At 29.4% G+C, this 17,448-nt stretch carries 11 protein-coding genes; 8 read left to right on the top strand and 3 right to left on the bottom strand.

Going from position 1 to position 17,448, the window contains the following annotated elements:
- Nucleotides 1–3 precede the first annotated feature (3 nt).
- The gene (locus KPL51_RS13350; protein WP_216162332.1) at nt 4–255 is read left to right on the top strand and encodes a (2Fe-2S) ferredoxin domain-containing protein; all 252 of its coding nucleotides are present in this window, start codon (nt 4–6) and stop codon (nt 253–255) included.
- A 151-nt stretch (nt 256–406) separates the two neighbouring features.
- Here the strand turns inward: KPL51_RS13350 and KPL51_RS13345 are convergent, their stop codons facing one another.
- On the bottom strand, nt 407–1,021 hold the full coding sequence (locus KPL51_RS13345) for an NUDIX hydrolase (RefSeq protein WP_216162329.1): 615 nt from the start codon (nt 1,019–1,021) through the stop codon (nt 407–409).
- 121 nt (nt 1,022–1,142) lie between these two features.
- The gene (locus tag KPL51_RS13340; protein ID WP_216162327.1) at nt 1,143–1,427 is read right to left on the bottom strand and encodes a hypothetical protein; all 285 of its coding nucleotides are present in this window, start codon (nt 1,425–1,427) and stop codon (nt 1,143–1,145) included.
- Between the two features lie 207 nt (nt 1,428–1,634).
- On the opposite strand from KPL51_RS13340, the gene KPL51_RS13335 reads away from it, so the two are divergent.
- The 6 genes from KPL51_RS13335 (at nt 1,635) to KPL51_RS13310 (ending at nt 15,997) form a co-directional block, all read left to right on the top strand.
- Nucleotides 1,635–2,027, top strand: a complete 393-nt coding sequence (locus tag KPL51_RS13335; protein WP_216162324.1) for a hypothetical protein — start codon at nt 1,635–1,637, stop codon at nt 2,025–2,027.
- A 269-nt stretch (nt 2,028–2,296) separates the two neighbouring features.
- A complete protein-coding gene (locus KPL51_RS13330) occupies nt 2,297–3,238 on the top strand; it encodes a VgrG-related protein (RefSeq protein ID WP_216162322.1) in 942 nt (313 codons plus the stop codon).
- Nucleotides 3,239–3,421: 183 nt separating this feature from the next.
- The gene (locus KPL51_RS13325; RefSeq protein WP_216162320.1) at nt 3,422–6,502 is read left to right on the top strand and encodes an insulinase family protein; all 3,081 of its coding nucleotides are present in this window, start codon (nt 3,422–3,424) and stop codon (nt 6,500–6,502) included.
- 127 nt (nt 6,503–6,629) lie between these two features.
- A complete protein-coding gene (locus tag KPL51_RS13320; RefSeq protein WP_216162318.1) occupies nt 6,630–12,068 on the top strand; it encodes a diguanylate cyclase in 5,439 nt (1,812 codons plus the stop codon).
- A 175-nt stretch (nt 12,069–12,243) separates the two neighbouring features.
- Nucleotides 12,244–15,495, top strand: coding sequence for a DEAD/DEAH box helicase (locus tag KPL51_RS13315; protein WP_216162316.1), 3,252 nt, complete (start codon nt 12,244–12,246; stop codon nt 15,493–15,495).
- A 64-nt stretch (nt 15,496–15,559) separates the two neighbouring features.
- On the top strand, nt 15,560–15,997 hold the full coding sequence (locus KPL51_RS13310; protein WP_216162314.1) for a DUF2383 domain-containing protein: 438 nt from the start codon (nt 15,560–15,562) through the stop codon (nt 15,995–15,997).
- A 35-nt stretch (nt 15,998–16,032) separates the two neighbouring features.
- Here KPL51_RS13310 and KPL51_RS13305 read toward each other — a convergent pair whose 3' ends face one another.
- Complete coding sequence (locus KPL51_RS13305) at nt 16,033–16,740, bottom strand: tetratricopeptide repeat protein (protein ID WP_216162312.1); 708 nt, start codon at nt 16,738–16,740, stop codon at nt 16,033–16,035.
- Between the two features lie 180 nt (nt 16,741–16,920).
- Between KPL51_RS13305 and KPL51_RS13300 the strand changes: the two genes are divergently transcribed.
- A complete protein-coding gene (locus tag KPL51_RS13300) occupies nt 16,921–17,310 on the top strand; it encodes a hypothetical protein (protein WP_216162310.1) in 390 nt (129 codons plus the stop codon).
- Nucleotides 17,311–17,448 lie beyond the last annotated feature (138 nt).

The raw sequence follows: 17,448 nt of genomic DNA, 5'->3' as shown, positions 1-17,448 counted from the left end.
TTTGTGATAGACTTGAGTGTTTGTGTAGGAAGTGCATGCCATATTAAAGGATCTTATAATGTTATTAATAATTTTCAGCAAATTATTGAAGAATATAAGGTATCGGATAAGGTTCAGCTAAAAGCAATTTTTTGCTTAGGGCATTGCACAGAGGGAGTATCTGTAAAAATAGATGACAGTGAGGTTTATAGTGTTTCAGGATCTACATCTAGGAAGTTTTTTGATACTGAAGTAATGACAAGATTAAATTTGTAGAATTTTCATTTTTAGTTATGAATATGAATATGAATATGAATATAAAATAAAAACTCCAGTAGAATAAACTAATATTCTGCTGGAGTTTTATTTAAACATCTCTTAGTTATAATAGCTACTTGACAAGTGGGTAACAACTAATTATCTCTGATTATCCTATAAAGTTTTGTATAGCAAGATAAGCTTTAATATCTATCTTCTCATTTGAAGTAATCAAACTTTTAGCTTCAGCCTTTGATAATAGCATAATCTCAATATCTTCATCTGGTTCTAAATAAGCTTTTGATATTGAACCTTGGCAGGTGCAATATACTAAGGCTGCAGACTCATCTGTCATACCTGCTGATATATAGGCCTTAGCTTTGGTTTTTTTAAAATCAATTTTAAGTAAATCAAGTCCAGTCTCTTCTTTTAGTTCGCGTTTTACAGTAGTTTCAAAATCTTCGCCAGCATCTATAAGTCCAGCGGGAATTTCATAAACATAATCATTAAGCGGAACCCTAAATTGCTTTATAACAACTAATTTATTTTCTTCTGCAGGTGTAGCTTTATCTACGAACGTAGCTTTATCTATGTACATAGCTATTATAATAACAGCATCGATATCGCCTTCTGCGCCATTAAAATAATTGTCTTTCAATGTATTCAAATCTTTTCTAGAAGCTATGGACCAGTTTTTAGGGTTTCCATTTTTATTGATATATTCTGCATTATAAAGTTTTAAAAACTTTGTATCTGCTAGTGTTGTAATATTGGTTATTGACATTATTTCATCTCCAACTGTATTCCATTTTATACTACTTTTTTTTGAATGTTTTTAGTCGCAAAAGAAAGTATATATTACGTATAATGCATTGAATTGAGCTTTAGAACTTCTTATTTTATTTTTATTCGAAATCTTCTGGTTTTAAATTATTTACATACTCTAAAACTACATCTAGTGAAGCCGATGAGTACATAGCATCTGTACCACCTTTGTGATAATAAACCGAAAAACGATCATTTTTAAAATAGAATATGTGATAGCTTCTGCTACCTACTTGCCTATGACCTAAACAACTTTCATCTTCTAAGATAAGATCATTTAATATTTTATTTCCTACATCTATACCTTTTATAACTGCTAAACTCATATAACGAGGCTCAAAAGTAAATTCTTTCATTGTGTTCATTTTTATTCCCCTTTCATACAATATATATAATTTAATAATAACACTTTGCAAGCCTAAAAACAAATATTATATAGTAATATTTGCAACAATTGGGTTTAAGTATTAATAGAAAATAAATTCAATTTTTGATATACTAATAGTGAATTTTAAAAGCTGTTAAGAAATAAACATAAAGAAAGATAGAGTTAGTTTTGGAGGGGAAAAAAAATGTTCTATTTTGTTAAAGATGTAGAAGATAATGTTATGAATGTGAATTGTTTACAAGAGGTCCCGTTTTTGGACGAGGCAATATATAATATGTCATTAGAAAAAATGATGAAAGAGTATGAAAATATAAAAAAGTGGTTCATGATAAATAAAATGGCTAACAATTTTCAGCTTAAAGGTGCTGCAGGAGAAGAATTGAATTTTTTTCTTATAGATAAGATTCCCTACGATGATATGGATTATACCCATGATATTCTCCATAATAGAATTAAACAAAAGATGAAATGTAAATTTGAAAAATATGAATATGATTTGAGATTGAGATTAAGTAGAACATGCTCTGTAATTTTATTCAAAACTAAAATAAAAGCTATATTAGAGGAGTGGTCATAAATAGTTTTATGCAAATATTTAGTGTATTTTATAAAGATTAGATAAAAATAAGATATAACTAAATATAATGTGTAAAAGGAGCAGGAATTGTTGTGAGTAAAAAAGTTATAATTGTAGGAGCAGGTGTTGGCTGTGGCAAGTTTAAAATTAAAGTCACAAGCATAATGCAAATGAAAAGTGAATTTTTTTAGAAATTTGCATAAAGTTTTTATTCTAATGTACGATAATGATAATGTAGGGAAATAATTTATGTAAAATGGGTGATAATCATGGCATTATCTACAAATATAATTAACAATACCTTGTTAAATCAATATGCTTCGCAAATAAAAAATAATAATACAATTTCTGATGATAGCACAAAGGATTTTGAGAATGAAAAAAAAGCGCAAGAATTAGCTTTTAAAACAATGCTTATTCAAATGATGGATAGCTCAGGTAATTCTATGATGGCAGAGCTTATGTCAACTGCGTTATCAAAGGAAAATTCTTTTGATTTTGATGATTCACTGAGTTCTATGAGTAATTTTAATGCAAATATGAGGGGCGCGGCGCTATCATTAAATAATTATAGCCAAAGCACGGATAATAAATTAAGTGGCTTTGGGTCAACATCTGCTAAATATGAATCTAATGGAAATCCAGGTTCAATAAGTAATACACCAGGAGATTATGGTGGAAAGTCCTATGGTGCATGGCAATTTTCTTCTAAAACAGGCTCCTTAAATTCTTTTGTTAACTCACTACAAAAGAAAGATAACCAAATTTATTCAAAACTATCAGAAGCTAAAGCTAAAGATGGTAATAGATTTGGCACAAATTTCGATACGGCATGGACTAGTATTGCACTATCTGACAAGGATAATTTTTTAAAGCTGCAGCAAGGTTGTGTTAAAGAAAATTATTATGATACAGCAGCACAAGCATTAAAATCAAAATATGGTTTTGATATAAGCAAAAAAAGTAATGCTTTAAAGGAGAGTTTGTATTCTACAGTAGTTCAACATGGTGTAGGAGGAACTTTATCTGTATTCTCAAAACTTAATTTAAATAAAAGTGACGGTAATATCATAAATGACTTGTATAATGAGCGCCAAAAGGTTGATGTTTATTTTAGAAGTAGTTCTTCGGAGATAAAACAGAGTGTGTATAATAGATTTACTAATGAAAAGCAAGATATGCTTAAAATGCTAAATGGAGAAAATGTTTAATTAATTCGTAACTACAAAATGTGTAAAAAATCCGGTAGAAGGCCTATTCTACTGGATTTTTTTTCTTAAAATTGTATTAATAAGACACTTAAAATAGAGTGAATACTTCCATCAAAATAAAACATACTATTCATAACATGAAAAAAATTATGCTTTGAAAAATAATGTTTAAGGTGGAGTAAAATGAAAAAGTTCACAAAATTAACTTCTATATTATTAGTAACTGGATTATTGCTAAACAATTTCAGTTTCATTGCACAAGGTGCACAAGTTGAAAGAACTGCGCAAGGTAGAAAGCTACAACTATCCAATTATGTTTCCACTACAAGCCAGGTGAACGTCTTTAAAATAGGCGAGTGTATATCAGGATTTAATCTAGAATCTAAAAAATGGATTGAAGACATACATTCTACTGCCATGATATTTAAACATGACAAAAGCGGAGCTAAATTAATTTATTTGCAAAATGAGGATGAAAACAAAGTGTTTTCAATAAGTTTTCGCACACCAGTGCATGATAATACTGGTGTTAACCATATTATTGAACATTCGGTTTTGTGTGGTTCAGAGAAATATCCCGTTAAAGATCCATTTCTTATTATGACTAAACAATCATTGAGTACGTTTATAAATGCATTTACGGGTCCGGATTTTACAATGTATCCAGTAGCAAGTAAAAATGACAAGGATTTTCAAAATTTGATGAGTGTGTATTTGGATGCAGTGTTTTATCCTAATATTTCTAAAGACCCTAGAATACTTAAGCAGGAAGGTTGGCATTATGAAATTAATAAGGAAACAGGAGAATTAAATTATAATGGAATAGTATATAACGAAATGAAAGGGGCAACTTCTTCACCACAAGTAATACTAGCTAATACTATCAATAAGTCGCTTTTCAAGGGTAATTCATATAATTTTGAATCAGGTGGTAATCCGGAAAATATTCCTGAATTAAGTTATGATAAATTTCTAGAGACTTATAAAAAATATTATATTGCATCAAATAGTTCTTTATATCTGTATGGAAAATTAGATATTCAAAACACATTAAAATTTATAAATGACAATTATCTATGTAAACTTAAAAAAACATTTGTTGATAGTGAAATCAAATCACAAAAGGCTTATAAACCTGCCATAGAAAAAGTAGAAATATATCCTGTAGCAAAAGAGGCAAGTACTACAAATATGGCGTATTTATCATCTAACTATGCTATTGATAAAGGAACAGATGTTGAGAATATTTTAGCTTTTCAAATGTTGCAGGCAATTCTTTTGAATACTGATGCTTCACCTCTAAGAAAAGATTTATTGAAAAGCGGTATTGGAGGCAATGGGTATGCTAGTTTTAGTACATCAACAATACAACCAACTTTCAGTATAATTACCACAAATGCAAATGAGGCAGAAAAATATAAATTTAAAAATGTTGTTGAGACTTCACTAAAGCGAATAGTAAAAGAAGGGTTTGATAGTAAACTAGTAAATTCAGTATTCACTGCTGCGGAATTAAGTTTGCGCATAGAAAATTCTGATGCAAATAGGGGCATGAACTATATGTCCACTTCTATGGCCACTTGGAATTATGATATAGACCCTACAGAATATTTAGAGATTACTCCCGCACTTAAAAAAATAAAAGCAAAGATGTCTCATAGATATTTTGAAAAACTAATACAAAAATATCTGTTGGATAACAAACATAATTCATTAGTTGTTTTAATACCTTTTAATGGATTGAATGAAAAAAAAGAAGAAATGTTAAAAAGCAAGCTTGCGGCATATAAATTATCACTATCAGAAATTGAGTTAGCTAAAATAAAAAGTGACGCACAAGAGTTAAAAAGGTGGCAAGACACAGCAGACTCAAAAGAAAATTTATCCAAGGTCCCAACACTTTTGCGTGAAGATTTAAATTTAAAAGCAGAAGAAGTTCCAACGGTAGAAAAAGAAGAAAATGGTATAAAATTATTGTGTCATCCTATGGTTACTGATGGTGTAACATACACAAACTTATATTTTGATAGTTCAGTTGTTCCTCAGTATAAGATACTATATTTAAAACTACTTGCTAGTATTTTAGGAAATGTTAAAACTGAAAAATATAACCTTATACAGCTTTCAAATGAGATGAGAGAAGATACGGGTGGGATTAGCTTTAATTCAACGCAATTTAAAAATAATACTAATAGTAATGAATATTTTCCTAAAATAAGTGTTTCAATGAGTAGCCTCAATGGTAGATTGCCACAGGCTTTGGAACTTTTAGATGAAGTAATTAATCATAGTGTGTTTGATGATGAAGTACGCATAAAGGGATTAATTAAAATGCTAAGAGTAAATTATGAATCTATGATAGTTAATGGAGAGAATAGTTTCGCAATGGAGCGTACGTTATCCTATTTATCAGATAGTGGGAAGTATAATGATTTGGGGTATTTACCTTATTATAATTTTATTTGTGATTTAGACGATAACTTTGAAGCTAGATATAATGAAGTATTAAAAAATTTAAAGAGTATCAAAGAAATGGTATTTAACAAAAAAGGGTTAGTTGTAAGTTATACTGGTGATGAAAAATATTATGATGATTTTGTTCATAGCTTTAATTTATTTTCAGAAAAAATTATAGATGAGGAATATCCTACTCAGATATATAAATTTGATTATACGAAAAAGAATGAAGCTTTTGTTGTTCCATCTCAGGTACAATATGTTGTTAAAGCAGGAAGTTTTAAAAATGCAGGCTTTAATTATAATGGAAAAATGAAGGTTGTAGAAAATATTATAAATAGTGATTATTTATGGAAGGAACTTAGAGTTAAAGGTGGTGCATATGGCGGAGCTATGAGTTTTACAAAATATGAAGTATTATTTTATTCATACCGTGATCCAAACTTAAAGGAAACGCTAAATATCTTTGATGGAGCTGTAAAATTTTTAAAAAACTTTAAAGCAAGTGATAAAGAAATGACTAACTATATAATAGGAACAATAGGTGGTATGGATTATTTAAGAGGACCCTATTATAAGGGCTTAATAGCGGACAACATGTATTTTTCATGTACTACTCAATATGATCTTCAAAAGCTACGGGATGAAGTGTTATCTACAACTGTAGAGGATATAAGAAATTTTGCAGAGGTACTCGAGGCAGCAATAAAACAGAACACACATTGTGTTGTTGGTAGTGAGTCTAAAGTTAATGAAAATAGTGATTTGTTTGATAGTATTATAGTACCTATAAAAAACCCTAAATAGCAATAGTCATGAGAGCTATAAAGGAAACACACAATATATTTTAAAATTAATTATGGCACTATAGAATATGCAAATGATATGTTATAATGTAAATAACTAGATATTCGCATAAAGGAAGTGTTGTAAAATGAATTTAATTAACAATAGATATAGAGTAATTACAAAGTTGAGCCAAGATAGGATTAAATCTTCCTATCTTGTTTCTGATGTTATAAATAATTATGAAAAAATACAGTTAAATATTATTAATTCTGAATTCGCATCAGAAAATTTGATAGATTTTTATGCATCTGAGTTTGCAACACTTACAAGTATAGATCATGTAAATATAAGTAGTGTGTTTGACTTTGGAATAGTTCACACTATTGATAATAAAAAGACAAATAACAGTGAATACTTCTATACAAATGATTATATAGAGGATACTGTGGAGCTACATGAATTGACTTCTAATTTAAATGAAAATGAAATTTTGAATATATTTATGCAATTATGTTATGTGATAAATTATTTACATATTAGAGGCTTTGTTTATGGTGATTTAAATACTAACAATGTAATGATTAAACAGGTTGTCAATAAACACAAGGTTATTCTTGCAGATTTACCGACTATAGAAATTCAAAAGCAAGATTATAGTCGTAATATAGTAGGACAACTTAACTTTAAATCTCCTGAGCAAATAATTGATAATAAACCAACAATAGTTGCAGGTATATATTCATTGGGAATAGTTCTTCTTGCCCTTTGTAAAATTGATGTAAATCAAAAATTTAATATATATCAAAGTATTATGAAATTGGAGAGTAAAGTTGAAAATAAGTACAGTAAATGCCCTGAAACCTTGAGATTTTACAAGAATTTAATAATAATTATAAAAAAAATGACAGAACAAAATTCAAGGTTGCGTTATAGTAACATAAATGAAATAGTGGAACACATTAATGAACTTTTTAATACTAAATATAGTGCTTATAAAATTGAAGAAATTGAAAAGTTAAACTTTAATACAAAGATAGTGGGTAGAACTACTGAAATTACTGAAATAATAAGCGCTTATGAGAATATAATAGGTCCAAGTGCTTTAAATAAAATTATACTTGTTCATGGTGAGCAGGGAATTGGTAAAACCAGACTTTTAAAAGAAATTGAACATCTACTTTGTATTAAGAAAGCTAATGTATATTCAAGCTTTGCCATAGAAAACTTTCAGGGTAAAAGTAATAAGGCATTTGTAGATATATTAAAAAAGATGGTGTATATGTGTGATGAGGAAATAGTAAAAAGGTATCAGAGTGAATTAATAAAATTCATTCCAGAACTTGGCGAAGAAAATAATATTGTGGCTTCTGAGTCTTTAGTAGGTGAAAAAGAAAAGTATAGGCTAATTAGTAGAATATATAGCTTTATTGAAGAGGCAATGTATAATAAACCTACCATTTTTATTATTGATGATGCCCATTGCTTAGATGAATTTTCATTAGAACTTTTAGAATATATAAACGTGCAAAATCATAATGAGCAAAATATAATGATAGTTTTATCTTATAGTACTGGTGATTACATTGAAAACAATAAGCATCAGCAATTATTAAATAAAAACTCTAACAATCTCAATCTCTATTTAAATAATTTAAATAATGAAGAAACTGGTATTATGATTCAGGAAATACTTAGTATGCCTAGAGTTCCTAGTGAATTTGGAGAAAGAATTTATGCGAAAACTTATGGTAATCCTCTATTTATTGAAGAAACATTAAAAGACTTTATGGCTAAAAAAATTATGACTATAAATATAGATAATGGTAAGTGGTGTACACCTTTTGAAACCATTGATGAAATGCCTATTGCTGTAACAATGGAACAAGCATTATTGAATCAAATAAAGGAAATTAGCAAAGAAAGTTATGAGATTTTAAGTACTATAGCTATTTTTAATACTGCCATTTCAATTGAAGTTATTGAAAAAACTTTTATTGGCGCTGAAAAGAAAATAGACAATTATATTGAGAAACTATGTTCTAAAGGAATACTTATTAAAAAAATTGAAGATATGGGTTTTGTATTTGATTTTAATAATAAGGTGCTTAAAAATCTAATATATAACAGGCTAAGTGAAGAGCAGCGTAAGGTAAAACATGAAATTGCAGCTTCTGTGCTAGAAAGTTTATTTGAAAATGAAGGTAGGGAAAATAAAGAAGAGCTTATATATCATTTAGAAAAAGCTGAGGATAAACATAGAGTCGTAAAATACTGTATAGAAGTTGCAGAAAAAATGAAATCATTTAGAATAATGGATGAAGCCATTTCTAAGTATGAAAAAGCTTTTTCTATGTTATCTGATGATGATCATAATCAGAAGGTAGAGATTCTACTAAAGATAGGAGATGTTTATTCAGATTCGGGGAATCTATCAGGCGCACTAGAAACATATAAAAAAACATATATATATTCAAAAAAATTAGTAAAAGAAAAACTTCAAGTTGATTGTGCTAATAAAATAGCATATATTTGTATGATAAGAAATGAAGTAGAAAAAGCGCTTGAATATATAATAAAAGCTGAGGCTCTATTGTTAAATATGGAATATATGGAGGGCTACCTTGAAAATAAAAGGATTCTTGCCAACATATATACTGCAAAACAAGAGTATGATAAGGTTTATGAAATATGTACTAAATGTATAGAAGAATGTGGTAATGATTATATAAAGTATAAAGGATTAATGTACAATAATCTTGGGATTATGTATAAGGAAACTTCCAGAGTGAGTGAAGCCCTAGACTGCTATAGGAAAGGACTTGTGTATTTTGAAGAAATAAATTACCCCGAAGGCATGAGCCGTTGTTTAAATAATCTTGGAGTAATTTATGGAGATCATTATCAAGAAAATGAAACCGCTATTGGCTATTATAATAAACTATTAGTAATTTGCCAGGAAAATAATATTATGGACCTAGAGTTAATTGCTTTAGTTAATTTAGCAACTTGTTATTGTGATAAGTTTGATTATAATGCAGCACTAAAATATTTTAAAGATGTATTAGAAAAGTCAAAAAACATGGAATTTGAAAGTAATATATTTTATATCTACAATTATATTTCCTATGTTTCTTTAAAAATGGGAAATAACAAGGAGGCTCATGAATATTACCTATTAGCACAAAAGGAGTTAGAACAATATCCCATTCAAGGTAAAGATATTTCTATATATTATCAAATGGGAGCAGAACTTTATTATGGCATAGGAAACATTGAGCAGGCCTACGATTTAATTAAAAAAGCCCTAGATATATATAATAATAATGGTACAACACAAGATAATAATAGCAGATTATTATTCTTTATATTAGAGATTAATAGATTGGAAAGAGTAGAGGATGTAACTGAGAGTATCCAAAATATAAAGTTAGTAATTCATGAACATAAGAATAAAGTAAATAAAGCCAATGCACTATACGAAATTTGTATTGCGTTGTATGAAAACGGATATGTGCATGAAGCTACTGATTTATTTGAAACCCACTCCTTTAAAAGTGAAGATATTTTAGTTGAAGTGGTGAATATTAAAAGATTATATTTAGAAGGACTCATATATAGTGATAAAAGGAGTATAGACAGCTTAATGTTGGCCTTGGATTTATCTAAAAAGGTCAAGAATAAGTTTTTTCAATGGAGGATATGTAGTGCTATTGGAGACTATTATTTTACTCAGCAAGATTATTTTTATGCAGTAAACTATTACTTTGAAGCTTGTGAGATAATTAAAGATTGTACACTACAATTGCCAAAGCGGTTAAGGATAAATTATATTAATGCTTATAATATGATGAAGCCTTTTAACATGATTAAGGGTATGAGTAAGACCAATGCACATAATAAAACTTCCCATTTGGTAGAGGAAAAAATTCTCATTTCAAACAATGAGGATTTAGCAATTCTATTTAATTATGGTGCATTTACCGAAGTAATAAATAATAAAAGTTTTATTGAGTCCGCTCAAAAAATATATAGTTCTATTTTACCAGAGGGCATTCACAATATAAACGATATAATTACTAATATGTGTGAGGATCCACTTCAAACATTGGACGTCATTACAAAACTTATTTCAAGTATGGTGTTATCTACTAGGAGCTTAATTATTTCTGAGTCAAATGATAATGAATGCTCAGTTGTTGCTTCTAGTGATGGAAATCATGATATAGGGGACATAAGATTGATTTTACAAAGAGCACGGGAAACTAAGAATTCTGTATTAGTCAGCGATGCGTTTAATAGCACAAAAAATGTAGAATTAAGATTTATGCCAAGTGGTATAAAATCTATAATGTGTATACCCATTGTAAGGAAGGGTCATTGTTATATGGAAAGCCCTAAAGGGGCAGTTAAAAGAGTATATGAAACATTTAAGCTAGAAAATATAAAAGGCTATCTGTATATGGAATCTGAAAGAGTATTAAATAATTTTAATGAAGTGAGTTTGGATAAATGCTTAGACTTAACCTCATTTATAAGTTTTATTATGGAAAACTATTTACTTAAAATCAGTTCTTCTATCGACAAACTAACTGGGACACTCACAAGACGTTTTCTAGAGGAAGCACTGTCAGATAATGTAGAAAAGGCGAGTGGAGCTGCGGGAGTATTTTCTATAATCATGTTTGATTTAGATAATTTTAAAGGAGTCAACGACAGATTTGGTCATCAAACAGGAGATCAGGTATTGCAAGATGTTAGCAAAATAGTTATGGACTCAATTAGAAAGATAGATGTATGTGGACGTTATGGGGGGGAAGAATTTATAGTCATCTTACCTGGAACTGATGTGAATATAGCAAGTGGAATTGCGGAAAGGATAAGACAAAACATTGAAAATAAAAAAATATTGGGGTCTAAAAGGGAGTTAACAATAAGCATGGGTATTGCCACTTATCCTAGTCATGGAAAATGGAAACAAGAATTGGTAGAAAAAGCTGACCAAGCATTATATGTGGCTAAGGCAAGGGGTAAAAATAGATGCCAAATTTGGGAAGACAAGTTTTCAGGTAAGGTCAAGGGTACTAATAAACTCTCTGGAATAGTATCAGGAAATGTAGTTCAAGATTCAAGAAATGTACTAGCTATGGTAGAGCTAATTGAAATTATTAAGGCGGAGTCAGATTTAGAAACCAAAATATTCAATGCACTTGGAAGAATAATTGAAACCACTGAGGCACAAAATGGTATGTTTTTTATTGTTAATGAAAACGAAATTTCTGAAAAGTTTGGGAGGAAAATTTTCAAGGAAAATTGGACTTCAGTTAAAGGGTATAGTGGAAATATAATAAAGTCTGTAATTAAAGATAAGCAAGCTATATGCATAATCGATTGGGACTCTATAATAGACTATGATTTAGTAACTGGAATGCCGAATTGGAATTCTGTTTTAGCTATTCCTATAATTAAATCAGGAGTTGTTCGTGGAATACTTTATTTAACTGTTCCTATTAAAATTAAAGAGTTTAAATTTGAAGATTTGAATTTTGTAAATACCTTGGGGCAGCTATTAGTAGGAATGTTGTAATATATCATTTATAATATTTATAATATTTAAAAATGGTTTATTTAGATGATTTCAGTTCTAATAGTGATTTAGGAAAGAATATAGAACGTAAGTTTTATGTTCTTTCTTTTTTTATGTTATAATTAAAGGATTATTAAATTCAAGCATTATAAAATTTAAATACTAGGGAGAAAATATGTTGAACGAAGATATGGTATTACAAATATTTAATGAAGGAACCAGTGGAAAAAATCATGCTAGTGGTCAAAGGGTCCTTAATAATGATTTGGTTTCTTCTGTAGACATTACGAATGAAGATAAATTAATATGTATAGAGGGTAATGTTATTTCAGAAAAACTTTTTAATGAATATCACACGAAAATTGAGATGGATACTGTGAGAAGGAGTATTTTTACTACTGCTTGTAGTTGTGCAGATTTTGAGAATAATGAGTTTAAAAAAGAAAATTATTGTTGCAAACATTTAGTGGCAACCTTTTATAGTGCGGTAGAGGATTTAGCTAAGCATCCCCTTTTAAGAGACGAGGATGGCATAAACCCTGGTATAGTTAAAAATAGTAGTAATGTACTATCTATGCTATTAGGGGACGAAAAGTATAAGGACGAAATTAAAATTGAAGTTTACATAAATAAAAATCAATGGACTAACGTTCTTACAGCTGAATTTAAAATAGGATTAAGCTCTATGACATCTAGCAACCTTTATATTTTAAAGGACATCAATCATTTTTTATTAGCCTATTATAATAAAATTCCTATAAACTATAGCAAAAATTATAATTTTAATATTGAAAATCAAAGGCTATCTACTAAAGATAAAAGACTTATGGATTTTATTGAAATGTTAAAGACAATGGAGTCAAGTCAAAGGTACGTTAACAGAAGAGAAGAGCTATATATAGACGGGAAAAATATTAATATTCCCAAATATTTAACAAGAGAATTTTTTGAAGTTATAACTAAGCATAGAGTCTACTTAAATGAAGGTTTTTTTTCCAGACCTATAGACGCAGAAATTTTATATGAGGCTCCTGCGCTAGATTTTGATTTGAAGCTAATAAAAAATAGTTATGTGCTTAAGTCAACAAACGGAATGCCTGTGGCCCTAGGCTCTAAGAATGATGCTTTTTTGTATGGAAGCAATATATATCTTCCTGACTATGAGTTTTGCTATAAAATAAATCCTTATCTTCAAGTTTTTAATGAGGCAAGGGTAGTAACTATGACAAGCCTTGAGGAGGAGAACATATTAAGAAGGCTAATTCCAGATCTTAATTTTTTATCACCGAGTGTTACTTTATCCAAGTCTATAAAAGATAAAATTGTAATAGGTAAGTGTGGATTTAATTTCTATTTTGATAAGGAAGGGAAGAATATTACCCTAACATTAAAGGTAAAGTACGGAAATTTTGAGTTTAATGTGTTTGAGGATTGCAATGAAAAAATCATATATCGAGAATCTAAAAAAGAAGCTCAAGTCACTTCAATACTTAAATCCTTAGGCTTTGAGGACATAAAGAACAAGTTCTATTTCACAAAGGGAGAGGATTACATATTCAAATTTTTTAAAAGTGAGATAGTAAAACTTCAAGATATAGGAGAGGTGTATTACTCTGATAACTTTAAAGGTATAAAATCACTAGGGATTAAGGGCATTAGTGGAGATATTAAAAGTGGAAAATATAATTACTTTGAAATGGACTTTAAGATAGGAGATATTAAACCGCAAGAAACTATAAATATATTAAGGGCCTTTAGAAACAGTCTTAAATATTATAAGCTAAAAAATGGTGAATACCTTGATTTGGAGGAATTAGAACTTAATAAATTCTTAAAGCTCCTTGATGTTATGACTCCATCTCATATTGAAAATAATCATATAGAAATATCAAAAAGTAAGGGCATTTTTTTAGATGGATATTTAGAAGAAAATAAAATTAGATATATAAAAGGTAAAAAAGAGCTAAAAGAAATAAAAGATAAGCTTAAGAATATAGAAAAATTGAACTTCAAAGAGCCAGTGGATTTAAAGGGGCAATTGAGGGAATACCAAAAGGTTGGATATAATTGGTTTAAAACCTTAGAGTATTTAGGGTTTGGAGGAATTTTAGGAGATGAAATGGGTCTTGGTAAAACCATTCAAGCTATTACTTTTATATTAGCGAGTAAGGAGAAGAAGACTTTGATTGTAGCACCAACCTCCCTAATATACAATTGGATAAGCGAGTTTGAAAAGTTTGCACCTAGGCTAAAGGTAGCAGCGGTTAATGGGATAAAAGAAGAGAGAGAAGAAATAATAAATAATCTAGAAAATTATGATGTGATTATAACTACTTATAATTTATTAAAGAGGGATAGCGAAAGGTATAAGGTAGTAGAATTTGATTATTGCATTTTAGATGAAGCTCAAAATATAAAAAATCCGAAATCTCAAAATGCCATAGCTGTTAAAGAGATAGTGGCGAAGACAAAATTTGCACTATCTGGTACACCAATAGAAAATTCTCTTATGGATTTATGGTCTATATTCGATTTTATAATGCCCGGATACTTATATGATGAAAAGAGATTCAGTGTAAGATATCATAAAAAATTAAAGGAGTGTCCGGAGATATTAGAGGATTTAAACAAGCTTATAAAACCTTTTATTCTGAGAAGAAGAAAAAAAGATGTTTTAAAGGAGTTACCTGATAAAATAGAGAAACAATTAATAGTGAATTTAGAGCAGGAACAAAAAAAAGTTTATAAAACTTATGCAAACCATGCAATGGAGCTTATTGAAAATAAGGTGAAAAATGATGAGTTTAAAAATAGTAAAATAGAAATACTATCTTATATAACAAAGCTAAGACAATTATGTCTTGACCCCACAGTGCTTATGAATGATTATAGTGGTGGAAGTGCAAAAATAGAAGCACTAGTGGAACTACTTCAAAAGAGTATAGAAGAAGGGCATAGAGTGCTTGTTTTCTCTCAATTTACCTCTGTTCTTAAGAATATACAAAAGAGACTTAGGGGAGAGAAAATATCCTTTAGTTACTTGGATGGATCTATACCTTCAGAAAAGAGAATGAATTTAGTAAAATCCTTTAATGGTGGCGAAAGTTCTGTGTTTTTAATAAGTTTAAAGGCTGGAGGAACAGGTCTGAATTTAACCTCTGCGGATGTAGTAGTTCATTTTGATCCATGGTGGAATCCAGCAGTAGAAGAACAGGCAACAGATAGAGCGCATAGAATTGGTCAAAAACATGTGGTAGAAGTTGTGAAAATTATAGCTAAGGGCACCATTGAGGAAAAGATTTTGTCGCTTCAAGAAGAAAAGAAAAAGCTTATATCCTCGCTTATGGGAGATGAACTATCAAGTGGAGAAGGGTTTGCAGCTTTAACTGAGGAAGAGATATTTGGATTATTTGAGATGAAGGACTAATAGTGCATAATATAAATATGAATAATGAAATTAATTAATGCTCACAATAAACTGAGGTGAGATTATGAATGATGTAAAAGAAATGAACAAATTCTTAAAAGGAATACACATGGGAGGCACTACATTTAAAGATTATCTTCGTAAAGCTAAAAATCCAGAGGTAAAAAATGAGTTAGTAAAGATCATAGAATCCTTTAAAAGACATGAAGAAGCAGTTACAAATAGGATAGAAAAATTAGGTGGAAATGCTGCGGATACTCTCGGAATAATGGGTACCATGGCGGACTTTTTCGAGAAAATTAAGCTTATATCTGTAAACACTGATTTGGAAGTGTGTGAGAATGCTACAGCTGCTATAGAAATGGGGATAACCCAAGGAGAAAAGTTTATAAAAGAAAATAAGGGGTTAGATCCTGATCTAATGAAAGAAGTAGAGGCTGTTGTAGCCGACTATGACAATCATTTAAGGAAAATACAAAAAATAATGAGAACATGCAAATAGTAAAATGCTCCAGCTTTATAAGCTGGAGCATTTTACTATTTAGTGCCTATATTCATATTTTTTAAAACTGTATAGTGACATTTATACCATTCATTATCAGGTTCTATTTCGTAGGCTTTTTCTGCAAATCTCAATGCAGTTATGATATTTCCCAAAGCCATATATACTTCAGACTTTCCAAAATAAGCAGCACTTTTACTCATATCAACCTCAATGGCTTTAGTATATATTTTAAGGGCTTCTTTTTTACTATGTAGTGAGAGTAGCGCGCTAGCTTTACCGCATAGTGCATCATAAAAATCAGGAATTAGTTTTAGGCAATTATCATAGCAGGCTAAAGCTTTTGTAAAATCATTAAGAAGAGTTAAGAACTCTGCTTTTTTAAAATATACTGTGCAATTTGATTCATCACTTTCAAGAAGCTTTTCACAATAGTAAACGCATTTATCAAAGTCACCAGTTAAATCGTGAATATCAATTAACTTCCAGTAACCTTTTGGGTCACCCGGAAGTAACTTTAGGTACGTTTTTATGCATTTTTCTGCCTCCTCCACTTCATACATTTCAATATGAGCTTGACATTTGACAAGATAAATTTCAGGATATTTATTATTTAAGAAAATGGCTTTATTGAAGTCTTTGAATGCTTTTTCAACCTCTCCATCATTAAAAAGCCCTTTTCCTCTTTCTATATATTCTTTTACTAGAGTTTCATTATTGCATAAATCAATATTATTTTTCATCAATCTACTCCTTTCACGTTGGAACACACATTACAATTATTGACACAAAATAATATAGTATACATGTAATGGCTAGAAAGTTCTGACTTGTTATTTGTATAAATGTGTCATATAATATTTTTATGTGGTATATAAACTTTTAGAAAAATTAGGAAAATGATATTGTGAGGGGGAAATAATATGGGGCAAATTGTGAAATGTTCAATAATAATTTGTGATGATTTTAATGGTGTGCTCATCGCTGCTAGGGGAAAAAAGAAATTACCAATAGTATGGAGTCTTTTTGGCAAAGATATAAAAGGTAAGGAGACCACAGAAAGATGTATTACTAAAACAATAGATAAGGATTTAAATTGTACTATATTTGATATGATGCCATTTAAAGAATATACTTTAGATGAGCAAAGTGGAGATACTTCGCTAGTTTACACTGGAAAGGTAAAACACTATATAACTACTCACAAAGATATAAATCAAGTTAAATGGATTACTGAAAGAGAACTTAACATATATAATTTTTCTGGTGGAGAGAAAGAGATATTATCAGACTTTTTTAAAAGTACTAAATAGTTAATAACTTTTTTGATTATTGATTTATAAAATAATATTTCTTAGAATAATACAGAGAACTAGCAAAGTGTATAACGCTACTTTGCTAGTTCTTATTTGATTTGTACTAAAAAATGGATGTCACTTGCCACGTGGGTG

Origin of the sequence: Clostridium bowmanii (genome assembly GCF_018861315.1) — a bacterium.
Taxonomy (GTDB): Bacteria; Bacillota; Clostridia; order Clostridiales; family Clostridiaceae; genus Clostridium_AD; species Clostridium_AD bowmanii.
The sequence above is the reverse complement of the archived record's forward strand: the minus strand, read 5'-3'. Positions and strand labels throughout refer to the sequence as shown.